Below are 23,332 nucleotides of genomic sequence, written 5' to 3'. Positions count from 1 at the left end.
ACCACTATTATTTGCAATCAATGCCTTGCCTAAATCGCTTTTAATTCCAACTGAAACTCGCATATTGAGGTAGTTTGGGTATATTTATACCAGCTAACAGTTTTTGAACAAGTTAAAAAAATTCATGCTAGGATCGCGCTCTCGTTTTTTTACTCAATAGCGACACTTATGCCAGCCAGTTTATGCTTAATTATTGCGACCTTTTTATGGGGTAGCTCTTACATTGCTTTAAAGCATGCAATCAATGTTTATGATCCTGTGTTAGTGATTTTTTTAAGAATGCTAACCACCCTATTGATTAGCTTATGTTTATGGCGCTATATAATCCGCTTTGAGTTCAAACCAGGCGACTGGAAGTACTTAATTGGTATGTCACTGGCTGAGCCTTGTTTCTATTATTTATTTGAAGGGCATGCTCTTGAATACACTTCGGCATCGCAAGCTGGGGTGATTGTCTCTTGTTTACCAATTATCGTCGCTATTTTGGCGTTCTTAATTTTAAAAGAGTACATCAGTAAAGCCATTGTCGTTGGTTTTACCTTATGTATTGGCGGCAGTATTTTATTAACGCTATTATCACCAAGTACTGAGCAAGCCCCTAACCCACTACTTGGTAACTTTTTAGAATTGATGGCAATGGTGTGCGCGGCGTTTTATACGGTGAGCGTAAAACACTTAGTCGCACGTTACTCACCGCTGACCTTAATAGCAATACAAGGGTTTAGCGGTAGCTTATTCTTTGCGCCTTTTTTATTATTTATCGAACTACCCAGCGAAAATCAGCACGATTTAAGTGCCCTACTGAGCATTTTATATTTAGGCTCATGTGTCACTTTAGGCGGCTATGGCATGTACAATTACGCCATCAGTAAGGTGTCGGTATTAACCGCTGCTGCTTACTCAAACCTCATTCCAATTTTTGCGTTAATTTTGTCTGCCATTTTACTTGGCGAAGTACTCACACTTTGGCAATGGGTGAGTATTGCGGTGGTATTTGCCGGTGTTATTGTTAGCCAACGTCATCAAGAACTCAAAGTTGACGTAGACGATAATTTATCAGCCGACACCAATAGCCTAAACTCAGTCCCAGAAGCTAACAAGTCAAAAGGGTAACAGGTTAATAAATAAAGGCCTGATTGTGCTAAAAACCCTTGCTCGCTTTGATGAATAACATCAACGCTGCGAACTTGATAGTGCTCAATTTGGCCATTTTGCAATTGCATACTGAATTGCTCACCCACTTTGACATGTTTTAGAAATGCAAAGTGGGTGTCGTTATGACCCGCAATCAACACCCCATTTGTGCTGCCAAGTTCACCGCTTGGCAAAAAATGCCCGGGGGCAAACGCGAGGTTTCGCCCCGATGCACCAGCAAGTACAGTCAATTCTTGCTGCTGGCTTGGCCATTCTATGTGTGCAGTGACATAACCATCGGCGTAAAACCAAGGCCTCACTTGCTGATTAGGACTTTGCAAAGCTTGCTGCCAAGCAGATTCAATCAGAGCCTGAGCCAGCCAAGCTTTCGCCTGCATATAGCCACCATTCACAAACAATGCGATGCCAAGTAAGGCGCTGCAAACTGGCAGCACTTTTTTTAGCGTCGCCATTGCCATAACCACGAAAAAGCGAGTAATAGTAACCCGATTAGCATAAACACGCGGCTTTGTCCGTCGGTTTGCGGTAGCGTCATGCCGTTAGGAAGTTTGTTTCTCACTTGCATTGAACGCTCTGCAATCTCATTATCCGCATAGTTATCAACTGCAATAAAGGCTGTAAAAGGGCTAAGTAAATGATGCTGAAGTGCTAATGTCTCGACTTCTGCGCGTACCGCATCCTTTTCATTATGAAGCAGTAGTGACTTAATTTTTTGTCTGGCCCAGAGTCTAGCGATACCTTCGCCGTTTGCGGCATTGGCCGTTGCTAAATTAATCGTCATTGGCCCTGTGTTTGTTTGCCCCTTTAATGTTAAGTGCTGACTGCCATCAAGCTTCACAGCAACCAAAACCGGCTCTGAAAAATACAAGTCAGGTAATGGCGATGGCCAATACTCAAGGGCTGCTTTGTCGCCTTCAAGTGCAAGTTCTGTAACCGCGGGATGCGCTAATTTATCAAATAGCAGCTGCATTTTGGGCTGTACTTGGCTGGTGCTACTTATAAAAGTGAATGTACCACGGCCAATATCAGCAGCTCTGGTCATAAAAAAGCTATTAGGTGCGCTACCAATACCGACGGTAAAGAGTCGGCTGTCACCTAAATCTGTTTGAATTTGTTTAAATAGCTGCGTTTCGTTACCCACACTGCCATCGGTTAAAAACACCACTTGGCGTACAAAGCCATCATGCTGTTTACCATCAAGTACCTGAGTCAGTGCTTTTGCTATTTCGGTGCCGCCATCGGCTTGTAAGCCATAAATAAAGCGCTCTGCACGGCGAATGTTAAAGTCATTGGCAATCATTGGCGTGTCACTTAATACCGACACTTCATTATCAAAGCCTATGATGTTAAAACTGTCATTTTCATCCAATAATGAAAGGGCATAAAACAAGGCTTGTTTAGCCTGCTCCATTGATTGGCCATGCATTGAGCCAGAGGTATCTACAACAAACACCATTTCGCGAGGCAGACGAGCTTGCGAAGTAAAGTGATCGCTTGGCGGTACTAACATCAGTAAACCATATTCTTGCCCTGCTACTGTTTCGGTAAAAAATGCAGCCTGAGAGTGGGCTTTATCAAGGGGCTTAAATGTCAGCTCAAAGTCTCTATCCATTGGAACATCACGATTAAGTGATAACTGGTACCGACCAAAACTTGGATTATCGATTTGCATGCCCGCTAAATTAGCGTTGATATCACTGAGTTCAAGGCCAATATCCATCGAAATAGCAAGGTTTAGGCTCGCATCAGACTCTTGGCTTTGTGCACGATGAAAAACAGGCTTTAGCCACGCTGATGCCACTTGCGCTGTGTTAGCTGTTGCGTCGTTCTGTTGTTCTGTGTCTTTTGTTTCTAGATTCACTTTTTGCTGCAGTTCTGCCATTAAAGGTTCGTAGCGCGGCGTAATAGTGGTTGGAAAACGCAGTGAAAACACACCATCTCGAAAGCCGATTATCTCTTGGTATTGCAAGGTAATTTCAATCTCTTCCCCTGCTCCAAGGTTTGCTACATCAGTAGAGAAAATATTCGCACGTTGCTGACGTACTAAAGCGGCGCGTTTACCCTGTTTTTGGGCTTGCTCAAATTGCTGTTCAGCCTGCTGCTTAAGGGCAATATTACCGGTGATAATGCGCTCACCAATTTGCATTTGCATGGCATGAACTGCGCTTTCATCTGGTAACGGAAACACATATCGGGCATTAACCGCAAACGGGTGCGGGTTTTGATAACGCTGTTTAACAACAACATGATTAATAAGCCCGGTGAGCGTCATAGTGACATCGTTTTTCACTAATAAGCCCGACGACACTTGGCTATTAGAATCATCATAAAATCGCAGTTCGGCACTAGCATTGGCTGCAAATGCAGGGTTAACTGCATAACCTAATAAGAGGATAAAAAGGCTCCCAAAAAGGAGCCTTTTGGTACGGTTACTCAACATAATATGTCACTCCATCGACCGATGAATTAGTGGTTACTTTGTGCTGTGCGTAAGCTGCTTTGTGAAACAGGGCGTGTCGTTAAAGTTACGCGGCGGTCAAACACGTTGTCTTCGTAGTTATTTGAATCGGCAACACTTTGCTGCTCACCAAAGGCGGTAGCGGTTAAGCGCGTATGAGGCACACCTTGTTTAATTAAGTAGCTTTGCACTGCATTTACACGCTGTTTTGAGAGCATTAAATTAGCCAGTTCATCACCACGCTGATCTGCAAAGCCATTTAAGTCGATAGCCAGATTTGGCTGGGCAATCAGTAACTGCGCGACTTTATTGAGCTGGTTAGCAAAGTGTGGGGCAATTTCGCTAGAGCCGGTTTTAAACTGTACCGTCATCGCCAGTAGAGTGTTTAATTGAGCTTGTAGTAACTGCTCTTTTTCGTCAGTTAATAATTCAAGCTGCTCACTTAGGGCTGCGTTATCAGCAATTACTTGTTGGTAATCAGCGGTTTGCTCTTTCATCACAACTAATGCGTGTGCTTGTTCATCAATGGTGTTGTCTGCCGCTTCTTTTTCGCCAATTAAGCCACCAGCAAACGCGCCAATAAATGCACCCACTGGGCCGCCGACTAGGCCGCCAACAACGGCACCAGCACTTAAGCCAATGGCTGTTTCTTTTGGTGTTTCTTGTTTAGCTTGACTCGCAGCGTCTGCAAAAGGGGCTACAGATACAGCAGACGTGATAACAGCGGCAATAATTAATTTTTTCATGGTTTAATCCTTTTTCTACTTAATTGCTTGGCAACATTGGTTGGTGTTGCGAACTTGGTATGGAGCTATTAAAACAAGTCGAAATGGCAATAAAGGGGATCAAAAAAGGCAAACTGCTGAGCAATTGTGGCAGAAAAATGGCAATCGCGTTTTTGCCAGTACGCAAGGCAAAAAATTAGGTATAGTTCGCTATAGAAAGAATTTAAGTAAGTATTAACAATGAAGAAAATAGCAATCGTTGAAGATGAAACAGCAATCCGCGAAAACTACACAGAAATGCTCAGCGCTCAGGGCTATCAGGTTGTAGGCTTTGCTGACAGATCCAGTGCTGAACTGGCATTTAGTCAATCTTTACCAGATTTAGCCATTGTTGATATTGGCCTTGGCCATGAAGTGGATGGTGGTTTTTTACTTTGCCAAACATTACGCAGTCTTTCTAAAACCTTACCGATTATATTTTTAACCGCCCGCGATAGCGAAATTGATACCGTATGTGGCCTGCGCATGGGAGCAGACGACTACTTAACCAAAGACATCAGTATGGCGCACCTTGCTGCTCGCATTGGTGCCTTGTTTAGACGCCTTGATGCCTTCGATCAACCTGCCGACCAAACCGCTCTTTTGCATCGCGGCCCGTTAAAGTTAGATACTCAGCGCATGCAGGTTTTTTGGCAAGAGCAACTGGTTGATTTAACTGTGACAGAATTTTGGATGGTACATTCGCTTGCACAGCGCCCAGGCCATGTAAAAAGCCGCAACGAATTAATGAGTGATGCGAAAATTTATGTTGATGACAGCACTATTACTTCACACGTAAAACGCATTCGTAAAAAGTTTATTGCTTTAGATGATGCATTTGACTGCATTGATACCGTTTACGGTATGGGTTATCGCTGGGAGCAAGCTTAATGCTGCGTTTGGGGCTTAGAACAAAGTTTATTTTCTTATCCTGCTTTTTATTTTTATTACCTTGGCTTGGCTATGAATATGTTTGGGAAATGGAAAAGTTCTTAAGACAAGGGCAAGAAAAAACCTTAGTGGGCACCACCCGCGCACTCGCAACCGCATTACATGAGCGCCCCGCTTTGTTTGACTCGCAAACCAACTTTTTAGATCAAGTTGTAAAAGGCCGAGATTTATATGCCTATAACCTAAATAACCCGATTCAACTTGATGGTAAGTTGTCGGAATGGCAGCCTTATCAAAACCTATTTTGGCATTACGACAAGCGCTATTTACAGGGGTTAAGTAATGATCATCAAGATAGTGATCTAAGTTTTGATCATATGGTGGGCAAATACGAAAACTACCTCTATGCGGCTTTTAAAGTCACTGACAGCTCACTGGTGTATCGCGCTAAAAATGTGCTTAGCTTTACCCGTAATGATCACTTACAGATCATGTTAAAAACACCAGAAGGTGAATTTAAACGTTATGTGGTGGCCGCCCGCCAAGATGGTTGGGTTAATGCCTTTGATGCTTCGACACAAGAGCCGGTCACTAAAATCCAAGGCTATTTTAAAAGCACCGACACGGGTTACAACATAGAGCTGCGTTTTCCGCTTTCGATGCTAGGTAATAAGCTTGGTTTTGCGATTGAAGATTGGGATGAGGACAAAGTTGAGCCTCAGCTTATGTCGACCTCAAATCTACAAAACCCCAATGATATCGGCTCTGTTTTAGTGCCTTCGCCAGAAATTAACCGTATCTTGAAAGGCATGGGCCACAGTGGCAGCCGAATTTGGGTCGTCGATAACCATCATCGTGTACTTGCACAATCTGGCTCAATTCATCATGCCGATGGCGTTTGGGCAGACGGCCTAAAAGATGCGCCCGCAACAACCTGGTGGCAACGCTTTGAGCAAGATTACTTACACCCACTTTACTATAAAATTTTAACTCGCCCAGAAAATGAGTTTATTGATACCTTACATGATGTCGCAGCGATGCAAGGTACTCACATAGCCAGCGCTTTAAATGGTAAACCCGCATCATCATGGCGCTTAACCCCAGATAACAAAGCCGTTATTTTATCGGCGGCCTACCCTATTTGGATCCAAGACAAAGTAATAGGTGCAGTAATCGCAGAAGAAACCACCAACGGCGTGCGTACTCTGCGTAATAAATCGTTAGAAAAGCTATTTAATGTCATTTTAGCGGTGATGCTTGTTGGTACTGTGACACTGTTCTTTTTTGCTTCAAGAATTTCCAGCCGTATTCGCCGCTTACGTGACAACGCCGAACAAGCCATTGATGCCCAAGGGCGGATCACCGGCAAAATTACTTATGCCGATTCGAATGACGAAATTGGCGATCTTTCTCGCAGCTTTGCCAACATTGTTAGCCGTTTAAGTGGTTATACTGATTACTTAGAAAATATGTCATCACGACTCTCCCATGAACTTCGTACGCCCGTGGCTGTTGTGCGCTCATCGCTTGAAAATTTACAAATGCAGCCGCAATCTGAACTGAGTCAAAAATACCTCGACCGTGCCAGTGAAGGGGTTGAGCGGTTAGGTAAAATTATTACCACCATGAGTGAAGCAACGCGCCTTGAACAAAGTATTCAAAGTGCCGAGGCAGAAGAGTTTGACCTGACCAAGGTGATCACCGGCTGCATGCAAGGCTATCAAATAACCTATGGTGAAAGCCTATTTACCTTGTCGCTTTGTAAAGAGCCGTTAAATGTTAGTGGTGCACCAGAATTTATTGCCCAATTACTCGATAAGCTCATCAACAACGCACTTGAGTTTAAAACCCCGCAAAGCACAATTTCAGTCAGCTTAACCAAGCAAGAGCAGCATGCATTATTAACAATCAGCAACCAAGGGCCTTTGCTCCCTGACGGTTTAGTTGAACACATTTTCGACTCAATGGTCTCGGTGAGAAGTCAACAGCATCAGCAGCAGCCCCACTTGGGTTTAGGTCTTTATATTGTAAGGCTTATTTGCGATTACCATCACGGTAAAGTATTGGCAGAAAATTTAGATGATGGCACAGGTGTTGTGTTTACTGTGGAGCTGCCTATTAAATAAGCATATTTGCGTTACATATGATTACAGTTTAGTGACGCGATGTTCACCGATAATTCAGATTACAGGACGTAATATTTGTAATACAAAAGGCAAATTATTCTTTGGAGGGCATCATGCGATCTGGATTACAACGTGAAGAGATTGAATTCATTATGGGGCTGTTTAGCTATAATGAAGCAACCGATAAACCAGCGGCTCCAAAAAAGCAGCCTGTAAAAGCTGACACAAAAAAAGTTGATACAGCGCAATATAAAGCAAACTACAAAGCAACTTATTTGACCTGAGTAAGCTGAGATCATTACAATGGCGCACCTTTGGAATATAACGCTTTGTAATGAAAAAACACTCACCTAAAAAAGAACTGATTTTACTGCCCGTTTTATTCGTGGCTATTTTACTTTGTGTTGCAGGTCACTTCCTACTCCAGCCCAACTATCAAGACAGCCATACCGTTGAGTATTTACTCGCTGCACTGCCATTTGCCTTGTTTGGATTGGTGATTATCGCCTTTAAAGTTGCCAGTAAAAACGATAACCAAGAATAGATCACAACACGTGATAGCCAAACCAATCGGGCTTCATTGCTTGTGCTTGCCCGCTTGGCGTTAATTTGATTGATAAGTTGCTATCTAACAAGTCAATCGCAAAACAATCGTCTACATCGTGTAAATCATCTTTATGAAGATGAGTCATTCCCGCCAATAAAGACTCTTTAGCGCGTTGCTTTGCTTCTTCACTGCTACGCGCAACGTACAATGCAAAATCATGCTGCTCTGCAAGGCTATCAGCTCGGTAAGCACCCAAATTCACAAAATACAGTTTTTCGGCTTGGTGATGCGCACTATCAACCACTTCGACCTGATAACCATCAATGTGCTGAATTTGCATGTAGCTATCCATGTGTACGTTGCTTTTATCACCCACCCATTGTGCTTTTAGTTTTGAGTAGGTTTGCTCAATGCTATCGCCTACGACAAATCGAACGTCGTGCATTTCAATGTGACAACCTTGAATACGACCGCCCAGATAGACTAAAAAAAGCGCCATGTTTTTCCTTATATTAAGCTTTCAACATTAATGTTGTGCTTTTTGATTAATTTATAAAAATCTGAGCGATTACGTTTCGCAAGCTTTGCGGCTTCGGCAACATTACCCGCTGACATTTTCAGCATATTAATTAAATAATCTCGCTCAAATTCTTTTTTTGCATCATTTAACGAAAGTGGCTCAGCAATACTAACATTACTATTTAATGCACTCTCAACTAACTGAGCAGCAATCACTTTACCAGGTGTAAGGGCTACCACTTGTTCTATTACATTTTGTAATTGACGGATATTACCTGGCCAGTCATAGCGAACCAGCGCATGCATCGCATCATTGGCAAACTGCTTTTGCTCTTGCCCCATACGTTTAGCAATTAGACCTGCAAAATGCTGTGCTAGCAAACTAATATCTTCTCGGCGTTCACAAAGCGGAGGCAGTTTTAAGTTCACCACGTTTAATCGGTAGTATAAATCTTCACGGAACTGCTGATTATTGATTGCCTCTGGGAGGTTCTTATGAGTCGCCGACACCACCCGCACATCAATTGGGATCTCTTCTTGAAAGCCCACAGGGCGAATGGTTTTCTCTTGTAAAACCCTCAGCAGTTTTACTTGTAAATTTAGCGGCATATCACCAATTTCGTCTAGAAAAAGGGTACCACCTTGTGCTTGTTGAAACAAACCTTGATGGTCTTTGACTGCACCTGTAAATGCGCCTTTTTTATGCCCAAACAATTCAGACTCTAAAAGCTCCCCCGGCACAGCGCCGCAGTTAATTGCCACAAATGGCCCGTCACTAACATGGCTATGTTGATGTATTGCTTGTGCAAGCAACTCTTTACCTGTGCCGCTAGCACCGGAGATCAACACATTCACTTGCGTTGGACCAAGCAATTTAACTTGCTCAAGTAAATGCAACATCGCGCCGCTACGGGTGACAATATTTGTTTGTGTCGGTGTTTCATCACCGTGTACACCATGGATCTCAATAGCTTTAGCAAGGCTGTCGAACAGCTCATCTTTATCAACTGGTTTGGTAATAAATGCAAAAATACCTTGCTTCGTCGCTTCCACTGCATCAGGTATCGAACCATGTGCTGTCATCATAATCACCGGCATTGAAGGGTAACGACTTTGTAACTGGCGATGTAGAGCCATGCCGTCCATTTCATCCATTCTTAAGTCAGTGATCACCGCATCATAGGTTTGGTTTTTTAGTGTTTGTAATGCCTCAATGCCACTTTCAACTGTGTTTACCAAATAGCCTTTAGACTCAATTCTAATCGCTAGTAACTTTAATAAACTCGCATCGTCATCTACTAATAAAACCCGTGGTTTTGTTACTTCATTCATGGTTACTGCTCCTTGGTCTCTTCACGTAGCAGAAGTTGTTGTTCGATAGTCGCAAGCGACGATAAGGTTTTTTCCATTTCATCACTCAGTGCTTGCTTAGCTTGTTTTGCCGCTAAATTCTGTTGTAAATATTGCTTTTGTAACCATAGATACTGCTTAATATCATCTGGCCAATAAAAAGCATGGTCACTTTTTTCAAGCTGACTAAGAGCTTTTTCTGGCTCTGAAGCACCGAGTAAACAAATCGACTCAAACAGACGCTTTAGCTCATTTTCGCCAACATAATTTGCTTTATCAGAGCTTGCTTTAAAGCCACCGCACTTGGCAGCATGCCAAGCAATGACTGTACTTGCAGGCGGGTATAACGGCTCACTTTTCGGCCGAGGCTTTGGATTAGGTTGCCCTTGAGATTTCACATCTGCTGTCGGCTCTATTTGCTCTGCCTCAACATGCTTTTGCGTGATCGTGCACCCTGTTATAAAAAGTGTGCCTATAACAAGCATAAAACTGGCTTTATTCGCTAAGCCCATATCAGTTAACTCCTTGGGTTAATTGAATTGGTAAAATGGCTGTAAATACACATCCTTGCGGCTCATTATCAGTAATAGAGAGCTTACCGTTTAATTGTTCAACAGTTTCTTTAACTATGGTTAAACCGAGTCCACTGCCCATTTCAGTATGTTGTTTTGCATTCTTGCCTTGGTAAAAAGCCCCAAACACGGCGGCTTTTTCAGTATCTTCTATGCCTATTCCTAAGTCGCTGACACTCAAAATTAACTGTCCCTGCTTTAAGCTTGCTTTTATTGTCACTGACTCATGTTCTGGCGAAAACTTTAACGCATTTGAGGTAAGCTGAATAAGCACCATTTCAAGTAGCTCAATTGAGATAAACAAAGCTTTATTTGGTAATTCATTCACCCACACAATGGATAAGTCACGCGCTGATAATCGGTGCTCAAAATGACGCTCAATTTTGTTCATCATCAAATTAAAGTTAAGCTCGCTTAGGCTTTGCTTACTGGTGCGAATGGCGTTGTAACTCAATAAGCTTTCAATCATGGCTCTGAGTCGCACCATACTTTGCGTTATTAGCTCAAGAACGGCTTGTTGCTCGCTATTGATAGGACCAACAATTTCATCTGCGAGTAAGTCTGTGCCTTCAACCATCGAAGCTAGGGGCGTTTTTAATTCATGTGTCACATGGCGTAAAAACGTATCTTTTTGCTGCTCAAGCATATGTAACTGCGCTTGAACCCACTCTAATTTATTACCCAATTCAACTAACTCTGACGAGCCTCGAACTTGAATTTTTTGCTGCCAGTGACCTTGTCCAAGTTTATCAATCACATGTGTGAGTTCCCTGAGCCGCCCGCTGATCCGCCAAAGAAACCCGCCCCCGACCAATAACGTGAGTGGAATTAACGCAACTAACCAATTAATAAATGAAGCTTGAAGCGCTTTTAATTGCTGCTGATTTTTTGTGATGCGCAATTCATTTTGCTCTTTGAGCCAATTTGTTTGCTCACTGATAAGCTTACTAGCGGGTGCAAACAGCTCACCATCTTGCTTTTGTTCTATTAATAAATGCTGATGCGCAAATTGTAATACCTCAGCCAATTGCCGCCACTGTGAGACATAATCAGCGGTTGGGCTTAAGAAAATGAGCTCATCGACACTTTGCAATGACGATTGCCACTTGTTGGCAATCAAGCTATCGAGGGATTCACTTTTAAGCACCCAGTTTTGTCGAGTTGCTCGTTCAAGGCTGTTTAAGTCTTGTTTGAGGTTGTTAAATGCTTTAGTTATCTCGTAATTGTCACCAACGATTTCTTGAGTCACCGCAAGCTGCTTATTGAGCGCATTTAAAAATAAAATCACCACCAAAGATAACGGTAGTAAAGACAGCAAAATGCTACAGACGAACTGGCCAATAAGACTAGGTCGCCAATTGAGTAACTGTTTTATTTTTATCGCTACTGTATTTTGCATATTCACTCTCAACATAATTGCAGATGCTGATTATTAGCGAACAAACTTAGACACTCGCTGAATCCGACCTTAAAAAGTACTGATTTCCCCCCAAAAACCGATACAAAGTTGCTATTTGGCAACAAACTAACTCATTGAAATAAAATAGATAAACTTTTAACACCTGAAAATCGTTGCAAAAAAGACACAACACCCTGTAACTATTTCGCATTCAAATCCACACAAAAACCATAACCACCTGATAACTAATAACTTTTAATATTGGCACTGATTTTGATTAGTACTAAGCAAATTAGTTATTTAGGACACAAAATGAAAGTAACGGCCCCGGTAGCCACCCTGCTTATAAGTCTGTTCTCAGTTCATAGTTACGCACTTGATTTGCAGACAACATTTAATGAGCTAGATAAAGACAGCAATGGTTTTTTGAGTGAGGCAGAAGCATCTGAAGATGCCTTGTTGCACGGCAACTTTACGCAAATTGATAGTAATCAAAATGGCCAAATTTCATTTTCTGAGTTTCAGTCGTTTATTCAATAGGAGATTGTAATGAAACAACTTTTAGCTGCATTCTCGCTGATGTTTTTAGTTATCAGCGCCACCGTTTTAGCATCACAAATGGATGTTCGATTTGCTAAATTTGATACAAACGCCGATGGCGAGATTTCATTAACTGAAGCAACCAAACACGATAACTTACTTAAGCAATTTGCCGATCTGGATGAAAACGGCGATCAGGTTTTGTCTGAACAAGAGTTTGAAAAATTCAAACCTTAACGGCTTAAAGTGCTTGCCATAATCCCAGAGGGAATGTGTAAACGGATTTAAATTTTGGGAGTTAAATTATGGCAAGCACTTTTATTTAGGAGGCAATTATGAGAATTTTCTGGCTTGCTCCATGCACCTTAATTACTATAAGCTTCAATAGCTTAGCATTGGACGTAAAACAACGCTTTGATCACCTAGATAAAGATAAAAATGGCTTTTTATCTGAGCAGGAACTGTCATCGCAACCGCACTTGCAAAAACGCATAGCGCAATGGGATACAGATAAAGATCAACAAATCTCGCTCCTTGAGTTTAAACACTATTTAACAAACAAGAGTTAAAGTAATGTCAAAATTAACCTTTGCCAGCCTAGTTTTAAGTTGTGCATTTAGCACAATGAGTTTTGCTGCAGATAGTATTGGTGAAAAATTTAAACAACTTGATCGTAATGACGATGGTTACCTGACTCGCTCAGAGTCTGCGAGAGACCCAGCTCTGTGGTCGCGATTTAAAAATTACGACAGTGATAAAGATAATAAATTATCCCTCAGTGAGTTTAAGATTTATGCGAGCAAATAAAGAGTTATAGTTAATTATTAATCTCTGCTGAGTTGCAGTTTACTGCAACTCTGATACTGTTTTCATAAATCAATAAAAACTATTAGAAGATTATGAAACTCATCATCAGCTTACTCGCAACAGCTTCACTTAGCTGCTTTGCCAACACCACTGTTATTTATAATGTAAATGGCTATACGCCTACCTATAAAGGCGAAACCCAACACTTTTCTGCACTGGTTTTTAAAGACGGTAAAATCGTAAAAACAGGCAATGACTCAATTAAAAATAGCTTCCCTGATGCCACCGCAATTGATGGCAAGCAAGCCACATTGTTACCAGGCTTAGTCGATGCTCATGGCCATGTGATTGGTTTAGGAAATAACCTTTCACAACTTGATGTAAGGAATACGCGCTCGGCAGATGAGGTTGGCAAAATGCTGGCTGAGTTTGCCAAAGATAAACAAAGTTGGATCATTGGTCGCGGTTGGAACCAAGAGCAATGGCCTGGCGGTGAGTTTCCAACTGCAGCTGATTTAGACAAATACGTAAAAGACAAACCTGTGGTGCTTTCTCGCGTTGATGGTCATGCTGTGTGGGTTAACTCAAAAGCCATGGAACTTGCAGGTATTGCCAAACAAACTCCCTCTCCTGCTGGCGGTGAAATTTTAAAGCTAGATTCTGGCTTACCTTCAGGGGTATTCATTGATAAAGCCGAAACGCTTATTACTCAGCATGTACCAAAAGTAAGCCATGCCAGCATAAATACAGCCTTAGATAATGCAGGTAAACATCTACTAAGTTTAGGCATCACATCAACCCATGATGCCGGTATCGATTACGACACGTGGCAAGTATACAAGCAGCGCTCTGAGCAAAGTACTCTTCCTGTCAGAATCGTAGCCATGCTAAGTGCTGCCGATCCTCAATTAGAAACCATGCTCAAAGCGGGTAAATATAAAGACATGAATGACATGCTGTCGATTCGCAGTGTCAAAGTGTATGCGGATGGCGCTTTGGGAAGCCGAGGCGCAGCCCTCATTGAAGAGTACGCTGATCGTAAAAATCATCATGGCTTAATGCTTGAAACTCAAGAAAAGCTTGAGCAGCTATTTAACCTAAGCTTTTCCCACGGCTTTAGTGCAAACACTCATGCAATTGGTGATAAAGCCAATCACGTAGTACTCGATGCCTATGAAAATGTGTTCAAAAAAACCGGTGGTATTTTACTTCGTAACCGAATTGAACATGCACAAATTGTGACTCCTGAAGATATTCCTCGTTTTAAAACATTAAAAATTATTCCATCAATGCAGCCTGTTCATGCAACCTCTGATATGCATATGGCAGAGCAGCGCCTGACTGAAAAACAGCTTGAAGGGGCGTATGCTTGGAAGACCTTTTTAGCACAAGGCTCAGTGATTGCAGCGGGTTCTGACTTTCCAGTGGAGCTTGCTAACCCATTTGATGGTTTATATTCGGCCATCACCCGAATGGATCATAATCAATTACCAGAAGGCGGCTGGCGGCCACAAGAGCTGCTATCGCGTGATGAAGCTTTGCGTGCATTTACTTTAGGTGGTGCTTATGCTGCACATCAAGAGTTTAAGGTAGGCAGTTTAGAGCAAGGTAAATGGGCTGACTTTATTTTGATTGATAAAGACTATTACAAAGCGCCAATCTCAGAGATCCACGATATAAATGTGACGCAAACTTGGATTGCGGGCGAGCTGAAATATAAAAAAGAGGAATAATATTACTCGGCGTCAGCTTTTTGCTGACGCTTTAATTTAACGATGTGGTAAATATTCACAAACGCCAGTAAGCCATTAGTGAAGGCAACGGGCACGGCTCCTATTGCTAATCCGTAGAAGGTAAATGCAATACACCCTGCTAAGTTAAGCCAACGTAGTTTTACTACATCGCTCATTGTCAAAGAAGCAACCAACAGTGCTGACGCTAAATAGCCTAAATATTCCCAACTCAATTGTTCTCTCCTAGGCTTTAGGTTAGCATTGGAGCTTGTCATTTTTTTTGACGCACTCTGTGCTATTTTGACAATAAAATAAAAAAGCTAACTTACTAAAAACCTTGTAAAGCTTAAGAATAACCTTGGCTTTAAAATCATTACACGGGAAATGAAGGTATCAGTAACGTGAAACACCTTACTAGCAAGTTAGCGTAAATTCTTAGAATCTTAATGCTAACGTCATTAAGATGTAATAAATAGGACAATTGTCCGAAGAGCGGCGTTAATGTTTCAATATCATTTTTCAAGCTATCTTGTTGACCAATTACTGACATTTGCTGGCAGCAGTTTTCAACAAGCTAAAAAAGAAGTGCTGATCCACCAAGATCAACCCTTGTCAAAACTCGTATTAGTGAGAAGCGGCACAGTGTCGTTCAGCTATGACGTGGGTAATGGCCGACGCCTTCTTTTAGGCCAGCTTGATTGTAACAACACACTGATAGGTGAAATTGAAGCTCTGAATAACTATCCGTGTATTTATACAGTTACGTGCTTTAGCGATGTAAGCTATAACCTAATAGAGCTCAAGCATTGGCGCGCCCTTCTGTTAGAAAAGCCAGAGTTAAGCTTGTACACAGCGCAAACAATTGCCGCTAAATTCCAAGAAAACCAAAAAATAAACTTAGATAAGCTGCTATTACCTCTTAGCTACAATATAGCTAAAGATTGCTTATTAAGAGCTGAAAACAGCAACCCAACGTTACTGCGTGCCTACCCTACCGTCAATGCTGAAGCTGAGCGCTTTGCTACCACCGAAAGAGCATATAGACGCGTCGTTACAGAGTTAGTTGAAAAAGGCTTAGTGCAGCGAAGTAATCAAGGTTTACAAGTAGTAGATATCGACAAGCTTAGTGATTACGTCGATAGTTTTGCGCAGTTATAAGTGTAGGACACACTCATAACTGCAAGGGTATTCAAACTTACTTTTCTAAAAGTAAATCATGAATATTAGCTAAATCTGACTTACCTTCGATAATTTCGTCTGGCGTTAGGCCTGAAAGCTCATGAGGGAACACTAACCACTCTTCAGACTCATGAATGAAGTAGTCTGGCACCATGTCTACCTTTGAGTTCTTTGGCTTGTAGTATGGGCAAGCAACGCGAATATCACGTGGTAGATTTAAGCGCATTAATTCAGAAAGCTTTTCTTTTAATGCAAAAATACTGCGGCCAGAATCGAACACATCATCAACGATTAGTAATGAATTGTCTGCATTGGCATTTTCAATGATGTAATGCAAACCGTGAACTTTAATCTCTTTAGATTGCTGGTTAATACCGTAATACGAAGAAGTACGCACTGCGATATGGTCAGTTTCTATACCTTTGTAATCGTAATATTCTTGAACTGCGATACCAATTGGAGCACCACCACGCCAAATACCAATGATGAAATCAGGACGGAAACCATCTTCATAAACTTGTGCCGCAACACGAAATGAATCTTCAAGAAGCTGCTGCGCAGTGATATAGCACTTATCTGACATAAATAGAGACCCCAGTGTCAATTGATCATTCAAGTGTAGCTAATTTAATAAAAACTAACCACAGGATGAGAAAATGTGGGGCGGGATTTTATACTAATTTACTCAAAAAAGCTTGTATCAGTTTGTAAAATTCCCCTTTAGATCAAAAAAGCCCCTTAACTTAGATAAAGTTAAGGGGCTTTTAATTAGCTACAGAAAAAGTAAATTGCTTATGCTTTTTCTAGTAAAGTTCTTGCAACGGTACGCATACCTTGTGTTGTTGCGCCTGCAGCCCACTCGCTTGTGCTACCCATGTTAAATGCAGCAGCAAGGTCAATGTGCACCCAACCTTTGCCTTCATTTGGTACAAAGCGTGATAAGAAACCAGCCGCATTAGAAGCACCACCGTAACCACCACCTTTTTGAGGACGGCTATTTGCGGTATCTGCATATGGCGACGGGCAATTTTGTTGATGCCATTTTTCAAGTGGTAATGGCCATGCAGCTTCCATTTCTTGCTCTGCAAAGTCTTGTACGTCACGTACAAGCTCTTTATCAAGACCGAACAATGCATTGTACTCTTGACCAACAGCAACAAGCGCAGCGCCTGTTAGTGTTGCCGCATCAATGATTAATGGCGCGCCAGACTCACCTGCAGCCATTAAGCCATCAGCTAGGACTAAACGGCCTTCAGCATCGGTATTAACGATTTCAACTGTAGTGCCATTTTTATACGTTAAGATATCACCAAGTTTGTAGGCATGACCTGAAATTAAGTTTTCAGCACAACATAAGAACAATTTAATACGTTTGTTGATACCACGGCTAATAGCAAGTGCTAAGCCTGCAGTTACTGTAGCAGCACCGCCCATGTCGCACTTCATGCCTAACATGCCTTCACTTGCTTTGATTGAGTAACCACCTGAGTCAAAGGTAATGCCTTTACCAACTAAAGCGGCCGCAACAGGTGCGTTTTCGTCGCCCGTTGGGTTGTAATCTAATGCCAATAATACCGGTGGACGCTCACTACCACGGCCTACCGCGTGAATACCAATCCATTGTTGTTCTAATAAAGCATCGCCTTTAATGATTTGGTAGCTTACGTGCTCAGGCGCTAATGACTGAATAAATTCAGCAGCTTTACCAGCTAGGCTCTCTGGGAAAATATCATCCGCAGTGCCATTGATCATTTGACGAGCCCACGTCGCAGCTTGCTTTAACGAAGTCAGCTCTTTGCTGTCTGTTTTTGCATTTTCAACAAACTCAATTGCGTCTAAATTCTTTGGTGATACAAAACCTTGATAAAAAGCCCACTGTGTTTCTGTGCACCAAACATCGCCTACTAAGGCAATATTTTTTAAGCCTTGATTAGCTAACGTACGTGCTGCTTTTTGTACGTTTTTAAGTGTATCTTGCTCAGTTAAATGAACAGTTGCGCCTTGTTCAGTAAAAGAAAGAGCGGCTTTTTCGCCCCAATGTGCGGCAGCGCCCTGCTCGCTAAGTTGAACTAGAAATTTTTCTGACATGTTAGAATACTCTTTGCGCTAAAAATGTTGATTGAGTTTACTACAGCCAACGTCAGTTCCCAACAGCTTGCGATAAATAGCGTTATGAAGTGTGGTTTAATCCGCGTAATGAATCACTTACAATAAAGAAAAACCAATCAGATATAGTCATGAAGTTTACTCCTGCATTACAATCAGCCACCTTAATTAAGCGCTACAAGCGCTTTTTAGCCGACTTAAAAACTGCCGATGGCGCAGAGTTTACAGCTCACTGTGCTAATACAGGCAAAATGACGGGCTGCGCAGAGCCTGGGTTTAAGGCTTTTTATTCAACCAGTGATAATGCTAAACGTAAGTACCCTCAATCCTTGCAATTAACTCAGAACCAATTCGACCACTTAATTTGTGTTAATACCGCTATTGCAAACCAGGTTGTGCTAGAAGCTTTAAATACAGGCGCGATTGCTGAATTTGTTGACTATCAAACCATTGCTGCAGAAGTAAAATACGGCCAAGAAAATAGCCGTATCGACTTTTTACTAACAGATGAACATAAACCCCATTGCTATGTAGAAGTAAAATCTGTGACATTACTTTCACAAACAGAACCACACTCCGGACAAGGGTATTTTCCGGATGCAAAAACTGAACGTGGCCAAAAACATGTCAGGGAATTAGTAGAAATGGTACAGCAAGGGCATCGTGCCGTTCTGCTTTTTGCAGTTTTACACGACGGTATCAATCAAGTAAGTGCAGCAGAACATATCGATCCGAAATATGCCCAGCTTTTGACTGAAGCTATAAAAAAAGGGGTTGAAGTGATTGCTTATAAAGCAGAAATTTCAGCCAGCCAGATCAGACTGGCTGAAAAAGTACCTTTTATTGCTTAGTCATTGACAGCTCGACTTCATCAATCAGGTTAAGCTCAATATCTTCATCTTTAAAAAGTAAAGGTCTAAGCTTAGCCGACTGAGAATAATAGCGACTTTGATCATCAAAATGTTCTGAATGTGAGTCTGAACTTTGTGACATAGTTAACAAACCTTTTGCCTCAGGGCCATTTTCTGTAAAGTTCATTACAAACATCCAACTAGAGCCATAATTAACAGGGTATCCCTGCGGCGTTAAGTTTGATGCAAGAGGTTTACCCGTCACAGCATCATTTAGAACAGCATAATCCGTGTAAGGGATTAGTGTTGAACGCGTTAAGTTACTGCGATCATATCTGAACACGTTAAACCCACCTTCCACATGCATAGGACCAGCCCAAGGTAGCTTTTCACCTGAGCCACTGCCACCGGCAAGTGATTTTTCGACAAACTGTAATTCATCTAAGCGACTATCCAGTGCAACATTATTTGCTTGTAAATTATAAACAGCATGTGCCAATGCAGTTAAAGCAACTTTATCTTTGCGTAATGTATTTGGCGTATTAGCAGGGTTAGTCACATCAAAATTGTCATAAAGATGCTCTTTTGCGTTAAATAAGTGCGCAAACTCGCGAAATAAAGCAGCACCTTGCGTATCTAAGTTCATTTTACCATCGGCATTAGCTAATAAATCACATGCTTGGCTGATATCAACTTGCGTACCGTTACTTAATTCAATTGGTAAGTCCCCTTGTGCAAAACATTGTAATGCCAGCTCTTCAAACACTAAACTCTCAAGGTAAAAGTGATTACCAACTAATGCCAGCTCTAACTCATCCAAGGTAAATTTAGCATCTTCGCCTCCTCCTTGCTGAAGAAGCTTCAATCCCATTCTTGTTCTTAGTGATAGGGGTTTATGCACATCACCATATTGAGCCGCAAAGCCGATGAGTGGCTCGTTAAGATTAGTAACCCAATAGCTGTCATTAGAATTTTGTACATAATCTGTGCGTGTTAATTGCGGCGCTTCGTTAAATGGTACTTTGCCTTGGCTTTCAAATAGCTTCATATTGCCAGGAACAATGTCAAAGCCGACGGACTCTCTCAAAGCAACAAGCTCTGGTTGTAATCGAATGGCTAAGTTCGCTTGATCGTCAAGCTTTAAAACCGTGCTATCGTCAACATAAAAGACATTACCTTCTTTGTCTGCTGCCATGGTGTTATTGAAAGACACACCATCAAACTCAGCAAAGGCTGCTTTCATATCTTCAAGGCTTACAGCTTGGTTTAAAGCCGACCACTGAGCAACGACATCCATATTAAATTCGTTAGCATCTTTTATCGTAAATGCTTGAGTATCACTCCAACCTAAGCCATTTTCTACAGGTGTTTCGAGCATTAATCCATGATGGCTATAATAAAAGGGCTTGCTCAACTCAATTGTGCTGCCAGCACCAGTAGCCACTTCAACAGTAACGACTTTTTCAGTAATTGAGTACTGCTCATCTTCAACACTATAACTCATTCTATCATTTTCATTTAAAGCCAATTGATAAATTAAAAAGTGACGCGCAGTCGAAAAAGTATGCGTCCAAGCTACATGCTCATTAAAGCCAATATTAATAACGCCTGGCATTCCCTGAAGGCTCCCCCCCATTACATCCATAGCACCAGGTATGGTCAAATGAGACTGCCAAAACCGCAAATTTCCCTCATAAGGAAAGTGTGGATTAGCGAGTAATCCTCCTTTGCCATTGGCCATCATGTCTTTACCTAAGCCCCAACCGTTTGAACCCAAATGTTTATATTTTTTTTCAAGTTTAAATTGCGCAGCTTGCTGAGCAATGTTGTTAGTGATACTAGAAACAGCTGAAGGAGCACCGCTCATTGGTACAGGTAAATATTCATTGCTATCCCCAGGGTTGGCAAAAAAAGCTAACTCTAAAAAATTAGCTGAACTGGCTAACTGCACGGTAGCCATTGAATAAGCAAGCATATCTTGTGCTGTTAGTTGAGTAACCCAAGGTTGCGATGCACACTCTGGAGCAAGGTTTTCAACACCGGTGTCTGTTACGTATTTATTAAACCCCTGTACAAACCCCTCGTAGTGGGCGCGACTGTCTTCATTGAGTTCATCATAATGTTGCAGTGCGTACTCATTCACTCCTAATGCTTTATAACCAAAGTCTGATATTAAGTGCTGTGAATCTCCACTACCAACAACCTTATCTGGGCCATAGTATTTTGAGCGTTCGCCTCGCACTTTAATAATTTGGTCCATTAATAAGCAAGCATGATCTTTTGCATATGCAAACCCTGCTCCAAACGCCAAACTCTCTAAATTTGCTGCTGTGATATGGGGTACACCATAGGTTGTCCATCGCACATTCGCTTGTAACATATTGTCTTCGGAAAATGCAGGAATATCTACTTTTACAACTGGATCTGGGTCAGGGGTAACAACGGGAGCTGTGGTGTCATTGTTATCTTTATCTGAATTACAGCCGACGAGCAAAGTCGCAGCAATACCGATTAGCAGGGGATTGAGTTTCATTGTGGATCCTTATTATGATTGTATGTCCCCCCCTCAGCTTGCCTTAAATAGTAGGCTAAATCTTGACCTTTCACGCAAAAAATTGACTTTGCGCGCCAACTAATGCAGCGTTACTTCTATTAAAATAATAATAACTATGAATGACCTATGTTTTATATCAGTTGCCAGATAATTCGCTCACTTGTATTTTTTTTAGAACGCCAAGGCATGTGTAGCAAACAAATTGAAGCTTTGCTCGGTGAACGACTGAAAGATTTGGACGATGTAAGCGCCCGCTTTCCTATCGCTGACTATGAGTCACTCATGCACTATGGCGATAAAACTTTACAACAAGAGCATATTGGGCTGGAGTTTGGCAACTCTTTAAAAGCACAAAATTGGGGGCTATTAGGTCATGTTGCATTAGTGAGCAAAAACTTAGAAAAAGCACTGGAGCATGCACAGAGATTAAGCAAAACAATACGAAACATTGGTCACATTGAACTCGTTTCTGAAGACGAGTTTTGTCGTCTAAGCTGGCATGCTCAAAGTAACATACAGCATTACATGGTAGATGAATTATTTAGCAGTTGGCTTTCATTTGCTAAGCACTGTTGTCACAATCATGCCGATGTTAGCCTTGAAAAAGTACAGTTGACTAGACCCACCCCAACCCCAGAAAGTTTAACTGTTTATAAACAGGTTTTTAATTGCCCTATTGAGTTTTCAGCTAACTCAAACTCTCTTATTTTTAGTAAATCGATTCTTAAATGTCGACTGCAATCACCTAACCCCGAGCTTGAAAACATTTTATTATCTCAAGTCGATAAAGCTGTATCACAGCATGATTATGCCTCGCAGTTAGTTACTTTCATTAATACCCAATTGCCTCACATACCCACCCTTGAGCAAGCATCAATTCAACTCAATATTAAAAAACGCACTTTACAACGTCACCTTTCAAATCAGCAACTTAGTTTTTCTAAACTCATTGATCAGCAACGAAAACTGCTTGCAAAAGAGATGCTTCTAAAAGGCCTATCTGCACTGGAAATTAGCAACAAGTTAGGCTTTTCTGAACAAAGCGCTCTACAACGCGCCTTTAAGCGTTGGTACAAAACCACGCCAAAAAAGTTTTTAGCTTTATATACTATTTAAGTTGTATTATTTTTTTTTGCCCATATAACTTAGCAAATTTAAAAAAATGACGAGTAGTTAAGGGCTTACCAAACCGCCCATAATTATTTGAGCAATCATTAGCACAAGGTCAAGAGGATTAATTAAAAATAAATTTGCCTCAGTCTAATGATTCTGCTATTTATAGCCGCCGGCTAATGCTGGGCAAAATATTAAGGATTTAGGAGAAAGTTATGCCAGACCAAAAAAGACTAGGGTTATTGGCTCAGGCCGGGTTGGAACCATACCAAGAACAGCCAGGTGAAGAGTACATGAATGAAGCACAACGTGCTCATTTCAAAACAATTTTAGAAGCTTGGCGTAACGATTTACGTAACGAAGTAGACCGTACTAAATCGCATATGCAAGACGAAGCAGCTAACTTTCCGGATCCAGTAGACCGTGCAGCACAAGAAGAAGAATTCTCATTAGAACTTCGTACTCGTGACCGTGAGCGTAAACTGATCAAGAAAATTGAAAAAACGATTCAATTAATCAAAGAAGATGACTTTGGTTTCTGTGAATCATGTGGTATCGAAATTGGTATCCGCCGCCTAGAAGCGCGTCCTACAGCTGATTTATGTGTAGACTGTAAAACGCTTGCGGAAATTAAAGAAAAGCAATCTGGACGCGGTTAATTACATCCT

At 41.6% G+C, this 23,332-nt stretch carries 25 protein-coding genes; 14 read left to right on the top strand and 11 right to left on the bottom strand.

Annotation, left to right across the window (positions count from 1 at the left end):
- Positions 1 to 168 precede the first annotated feature (168 nt).
- Positions 169 to 1,113 carry a DMT family transporter gene (locus L1266_RS06020; RefSeq protein WP_235377085.1) on the top strand — a complete coding sequence of 315 codons (945 nt, stop codon included), beginning with the start codon at positions 169 to 171 and terminating at the stop codon, positions 1,111 to 1,113.
- Here L1266_RS06020 and L1266_RS06015 read toward each other — a convergent pair.
- From L1266_RS06015 to pdsO, 3 genes are read right to left on the bottom strand one after another with little or no spacing between them, the layout of a single operon-like run.
- Positions 1,023 to 1,607 carry a class GN sortase gene (locus tag L1266_RS06015; RefSeq protein ID WP_235377084.1) on the bottom strand — a complete coding sequence of 195 codons (585 nt, stop codon included), beginning with the start codon at positions 1,605 to 1,607 and terminating at the stop codon, positions 1,023 to 1,025. The two genes, L1266_RS06020 and L1266_RS06015, sit on opposite strands and share 91 nt — an antisense overlap.
- Positions 1,595 to 3,595: a marine proteobacterial sortase target protein gene (locus L1266_RS06010; RefSeq protein ID WP_235377083.1), complete on the bottom strand. Its 2,001-nt coding sequence runs from the start codon at positions 3,593 to 3,595 to the stop codon at positions 1,595 to 1,597. The genes L1266_RS06015 and L1266_RS06010 overlap by 13 nt, the downstream gene beginning before the upstream one ends.
- A gap of 26 nt (positions 3,596 to 3,621) precedes the next feature.
- A complete protein-coding gene (gene pdsO / locus L1266_RS06005; RefSeq protein ID WP_235377082.1) occupies positions 3,622 to 4,359 on the bottom strand; it encodes a sortase-associated OmpA-like protein PdsO in 738 nt (245 codons plus the stop codon).
- 219 nt (positions 4,360 to 4,578) lie between these two features.
- On the opposite strand from pdsO, the gene pdsR reads away from it, so the two are divergent.
- The 4 genes from pdsR to L1266_RS05985 all read left to right on the top strand — a co-directional run bounded on the left by pdsR (position 4,579) and on the right by L1266_RS05985 (position 7,938).
- The gene (pdsR, locus tag L1266_RS06000) at positions 4,579 to 5,268 is read left to right on the top strand and encodes a proteobacterial dedicated sortase system response regulator (protein ID WP_062564867.1); all 690 of its coding nucleotides are present in this window, start codon (positions 4,579 to 4,581) and stop codon (positions 5,266 to 5,268) included.
- Positions 5,268 to 7,394, top strand: coding sequence for a proteobacterial dedicated sortase system histidine kinase (gene pdsS, locus L1266_RS05995; protein ID WP_235377081.1), 2,127 nt, complete (start codon positions 5,268 to 5,270; stop codon positions 7,392 to 7,394). The genes pdsR and pdsS overlap by 1 nt, the downstream gene beginning before the upstream one ends.
- 113 nt (positions 7,395 to 7,507) lie before the next feature.
- Entirely contained in the window at positions 7,508 to 7,678 is a 171-nt protein-coding gene (locus tag L1266_RS05990; protein WP_156426462.1) for a hypothetical protein, read from the top strand.
- Between the two features lie 50 nt (positions 7,679 to 7,728).
- On the top strand, positions 7,729 to 7,938 hold the full coding sequence (locus L1266_RS05985; protein ID WP_054551195.1) for a hypothetical protein: 210 nt from the start codon (positions 7,729 to 7,731) through the stop codon (positions 7,936 to 7,938).
- Between the two features lies 1 nt (position 7,939).
- Here the strand turns inward: L1266_RS05985 and L1266_RS05980 are convergent, their stop codons facing one another.
- The 4 genes from L1266_RS05980 to L1266_RS05965 are packed head-to-tail and all read right to left on the bottom strand — an operon-like array spanning position 7,940 to position 11,781.
- Positions 7,940 to 8,440, bottom strand: a complete 501-nt coding sequence (locus tag L1266_RS05980) for a DUF1543 domain-containing protein (RefSeq protein WP_054551194.1) — start codon at positions 8,438 to 8,440, stop codon at positions 7,940 to 7,942.
- A gap of 8 nt (positions 8,441 to 8,448) precedes the next feature.
- Positions 8,449 to 9,792, bottom strand: a complete 1,344-nt coding sequence (locus tag L1266_RS05975) for a sigma 54-interacting transcriptional regulator (protein WP_235377080.1) — start codon at positions 9,790 to 9,792, stop codon at positions 8,449 to 8,451.
- Between the two features lie 2 nt (positions 9,793 to 9,794).
- Positions 9,795 to 10,322 carry a hypothetical protein gene (locus tag L1266_RS05970; RefSeq protein WP_054551192.1) on the bottom strand — a complete coding sequence of 176 codons (528 nt, stop codon included), beginning with the start codon at positions 10,320 to 10,322 and terminating at the stop codon, positions 9,795 to 9,797.
- A gap of 1 nt (position 10,323) precedes the next feature.
- Positions 10,324 to 11,781: a HAMP domain-containing sensor histidine kinase gene (locus L1266_RS05965; RefSeq protein WP_235377079.1), complete on the bottom strand. Its 1,458-nt coding sequence runs from the start codon at positions 11,779 to 11,781 to the stop codon at positions 10,324 to 10,326.
- 312 nt (positions 11,782 to 12,093) lie between these two features.
- Here L1266_RS05965 and L1266_RS05960 point away from each other — a divergent pair, with 312 nt between their 5' ends.
- From L1266_RS05960 to L1266_RS05940, 5 genes are all read left to right on the top strand, one after another.
- A complete protein-coding gene (locus L1266_RS05960; protein WP_054551190.1) occupies positions 12,094 to 12,321 on the top strand; it encodes a cag pathogenicity island protein Cag25 in 228 nt (75 codons plus the stop codon).
- A gap of 9 nt (positions 12,322 to 12,330) precedes the next feature.
- Entirely contained in the window at positions 12,331 to 12,558 is a 228-nt protein-coding gene (locus L1266_RS05955; protein ID WP_054551189.1) for a hypothetical protein, read from the top strand.
- A gap of 98 nt (positions 12,559 to 12,656) precedes the next feature.
- On the top strand, positions 12,657 to 12,890 hold the full coding sequence (locus L1266_RS05950) for an EF-hand domain-containing protein (RefSeq protein ID WP_054551188.1): 234 nt from the start codon (positions 12,657 to 12,659) through the stop codon (positions 12,888 to 12,890).
- Positions 12,891 to 12,894: 4 nt separating this feature from the next.
- Positions 12,895 to 13,128 (top strand): EF-hand domain-containing protein, encoded by a 234-nt coding sequence (locus L1266_RS05945; RefSeq protein WP_054551187.1) that lies wholly within the window; start codon positions 12,895 to 12,897, stop codon positions 13,126 to 13,128.
- 92 nt (positions 13,129 to 13,220) lie between these two features.
- Entirely contained in the window at positions 13,221 to 14,861 is a 1,641-nt protein-coding gene (locus L1266_RS05940) for an amidohydrolase (protein ID WP_166340623.1), read from the top strand.
- 2 nt (positions 14,862 to 14,863) lie between these two features.
- Here the strand turns inward: L1266_RS05940 and L1266_RS05935 are convergent, their stop codons facing one another.
- On the bottom strand, positions 14,864 to 15,094 hold the full coding sequence (locus L1266_RS05935) for a YgjV family protein (RefSeq protein ID WP_054551185.1): 231 nt from the start codon (positions 15,092 to 15,094) through the stop codon (positions 14,864 to 14,866).
- Positions 15,095 to 15,362: 268 nt separating this feature from the next.
- Here L1266_RS05935 and L1266_RS05930 point away from each other — a divergent pair, with 268 nt between their 5' ends.
- Positions 15,363 to 16,019: a Crp/Fnr family transcriptional regulator gene (locus L1266_RS05930; RefSeq protein ID WP_054551184.1), complete on the top strand. Its 657-nt coding sequence runs from the start codon at positions 15,363 to 15,365 to the stop codon at positions 16,017 to 16,019.
- 37 nt (positions 16,020 to 16,056) lie between these two features.
- Here the strand turns inward: L1266_RS05930 and L1266_RS05925 are convergent, their stop codons facing one another.
- The gene (locus tag L1266_RS05925; RefSeq protein ID WP_138616378.1) at positions 16,057 to 16,623 is read right to left on the bottom strand and encodes a phosphoribosyltransferase; all 567 of its coding nucleotides are present in this window, start codon (positions 16,621 to 16,623) and stop codon (positions 16,057 to 16,059) included.
- A 209-nt stretch (positions 16,624 to 16,832) separates the two neighbouring features.
- A complete protein-coding gene (gene pepB / locus L1266_RS05920; RefSeq protein ID WP_054551182.1) occupies positions 16,833 to 18,128 on the bottom strand; it encodes an aminopeptidase PepB in 1,296 nt (431 codons plus the stop codon).
- Positions 18,129 to 18,277: 149 nt separating this feature from the next.
- On the opposite strand from pepB, the gene sfsA reads away from it, so the two are divergent.
- The gene (sfsA, locus tag L1266_RS05915) at positions 18,278 to 18,997 is read left to right on the top strand and encodes a DNA/RNA nuclease SfsA (protein ID WP_235377136.1); all 720 of its coding nucleotides are present in this window, start codon (positions 18,278 to 18,280) and stop codon (positions 18,995 to 18,997) included.
- Here sfsA and L1266_RS05910 read toward each other — a convergent pair.
- Positions 18,987 to 21,530 carry a penicillin acylase family protein gene (locus L1266_RS05910; RefSeq protein ID WP_235377078.1) on the bottom strand — a complete coding sequence of 848 codons (2,544 nt, stop codon included), beginning with the start codon at positions 21,528 to 21,530 and terminating at the stop codon, positions 18,987 to 18,989. The two genes, sfsA and L1266_RS05910, sit on opposite strands and share 11 nt — an antisense overlap.
- 147 nt (positions 21,531 to 21,677) lie before the next feature.
- Here L1266_RS05910 and L1266_RS05905 point away from each other — a divergent pair, with 147 nt between their 5' ends.
- Positions 21,678 to 22,667, top strand: a complete 990-nt coding sequence (locus L1266_RS05905; protein ID WP_235377077.1) for an AraC family transcriptional regulator — start codon at positions 21,678 to 21,680, stop codon at positions 22,665 to 22,667.
- Positions 22,668 to 22,879: 212 nt separating this feature from the next.
- Entirely contained in the window at positions 22,880 to 23,323 is a 444-nt protein-coding gene (dksA, locus tag L1266_RS05900) for an RNA polymerase-binding protein DksA (protein WP_054551179.1), read from the top strand.
- The last annotated feature ends 9 nt before the right edge of the window (positions 23,324 to 23,332 follow it).

This window comes from Pseudoalteromonas sp. Cn5-37, from assembly GCF_021532495.1.
GTDB classification, from domain to species: Bacteria; Pseudomonadota; Gammaproteobacteria; order Enterobacterales; family Alteromonadaceae; genus Pseudoalteromonas; species Pseudoalteromonas simplex.
Note: the sequence above shows the minus strand (reverse complement) of the source record. Positions and strands in the feature narration are given on the sequence as shown.

What these genes read in the sequence shown, in the direction of transcription:
- pdsR (WP_062564867.1), top strand. Translation starts at nt 4,579, where the DNA reads ATGAAGAAAATAGCAATCGTTGAAGATGAAACAGCAATCCGCGAAAAC.
- L1266_RS05945 (WP_054551187.1), top strand. Translation starts at nt 12,895, where the DNA reads ATGTCAAAATTAACCTTTGCCAGCCTAGTTTTAAGTTGTGCATTTAGC.
- pdsS (WP_235377081.1), top strand. Translation starts at nt 5,268, where the DNA reads ATGCTGCGTTTGGGGCTTAGAACAAAGTTTATTTTCTTATCCTGCTTT.
- L1266_RS05955 (WP_054551189.1), top strand. Translation starts at nt 12,331, where the DNA reads ATGAAACAACTTTTAGCTGCATTCTCGCTGATGTTTTTAGTTATCAGC.
- L1266_RS05990 (WP_156426462.1), top strand. Translation starts at nt 7,508, where the DNA reads ATGCGATCTGGATTACAACGTGAAGAGATTGAATTCATTATGGGGCTG.
- L1266_RS05950 (WP_054551188.1), top strand. Translation starts at nt 12,657, where the DNA reads ATGAGAATTTTCTGGCTTGCTCCATGCACCTTAATTACTATAAGCTTC.
- L1266_RS05925 (WP_138616378.1), bottom strand. Translation starts at nt 16,623, where the DNA reads ATGTCAGATAAGTGCTATATCACTGCGCAGCAGCTTCTTGAAGATTCA.
- L1266_RS06020 (WP_235377085.1), top strand. Translation starts at nt 169, where the DNA reads ATGCCAGCCAGTTTATGCTTAATTATTGCGACCTTTTTATGGGGTAGC.
- L1266_RS05985 (WP_054551195.1), top strand. Translation starts at nt 7,729, where the DNA reads ATGAAAAAACACTCACCTAAAAAAGAACTGATTTTACTGCCCGTTTTA.
- L1266_RS05940 (WP_166340623.1), top strand. Translation starts at nt 13,221, where the DNA reads ATGAAACTCATCATCAGCTTACTCGCAACAGCTTCACTTAGCTGCTTT.
- L1266_RS05975 (WP_235377080.1), bottom strand. Translation starts at nt 9,792, where the DNA reads ATGAATGAAGTAACAAAACCACGGGTTTTATTAGTAGATGACGATGCG.
- L1266_RS05910 (WP_235377078.1), bottom strand. Translation starts at nt 21,530, where the DNA reads ATGAAACTCAATCCCCTGCTAATCGGTATTGCTGCGACTTTGCTCGTC.
- pdsO (WP_235377082.1), bottom strand. Translation starts at nt 4,359, where the DNA reads ATGAAAAAATTAATTATTGCCGCTGTTATCACGTCTGCTGTATCTGTA.
- L1266_RS06010 (WP_235377083.1), bottom strand. Translation starts at nt 3,595, where the DNA reads ATGTTGAGTAACCGTACCAAAAGGCTCCTTTTTGGGAGCCTTTTTATC.
- pepB (WP_054551182.1), bottom strand. Translation starts at nt 18,128, where the DNA reads ATGTCAGAAAAATTTCTAGTTCAACTTAGCGAGCAGGGCGCTGCCGCA.
- dksA (WP_054551179.1), top strand. Translation starts at nt 22,880, where the DNA reads ATGCCAGACCAAAAAAGACTAGGGTTATTGGCTCAGGCCGGGTTGGAA.
- L1266_RS06015 (WP_235377084.1), bottom strand. Translation starts at nt 1,607, where the DNA reads ATGGCGACGCTAAAAAAAGTGCTGCCAGTTTGCAGCGCCTTACTTGGC.
- L1266_RS05960 (WP_054551190.1), top strand. Translation starts at nt 12,094, where the DNA reads ATGAAAGTAACGGCCCCGGTAGCCACCCTGCTTATAAGTCTGTTCTCA.
- L1266_RS05905 (WP_235377077.1), top strand. Translation starts at nt 21,678, where the DNA reads ATGTTTTATATCAGTTGCCAGATAATTCGCTCACTTGTATTTTTTTTA.
- sfsA (WP_235377136.1), top strand. Translation starts at nt 18,278, where the DNA reads ATGAAGTTTACTCCTGCATTACAATCAGCCACCTTAATTAAGCGCTAC.
- L1266_RS05965 (WP_235377079.1), bottom strand. Translation starts at nt 11,781, where the DNA reads ATGCAAAATACAGTAGCGATAAAAATAAAACAGTTACTCAATTGGCGA.
- L1266_RS05980 (WP_054551194.1), bottom strand. Translation starts at nt 8,440, where the DNA reads ATGGCGCTTTTTTTAGTCTATCTGGGCGGTCGTATTCAAGGTTGTCAC.
- L1266_RS05930 (WP_054551184.1), top strand. Translation starts at nt 15,363, where the DNA reads ATGTTTCAATATCATTTTTCAAGCTATCTTGTTGACCAATTACTGACA.
- L1266_RS05970 (WP_054551192.1), bottom strand. Translation starts at nt 10,322, where the DNA reads ATGGGCTTAGCGAATAAAGCCAGTTTTATGCTTGTTATAGGCACACTT.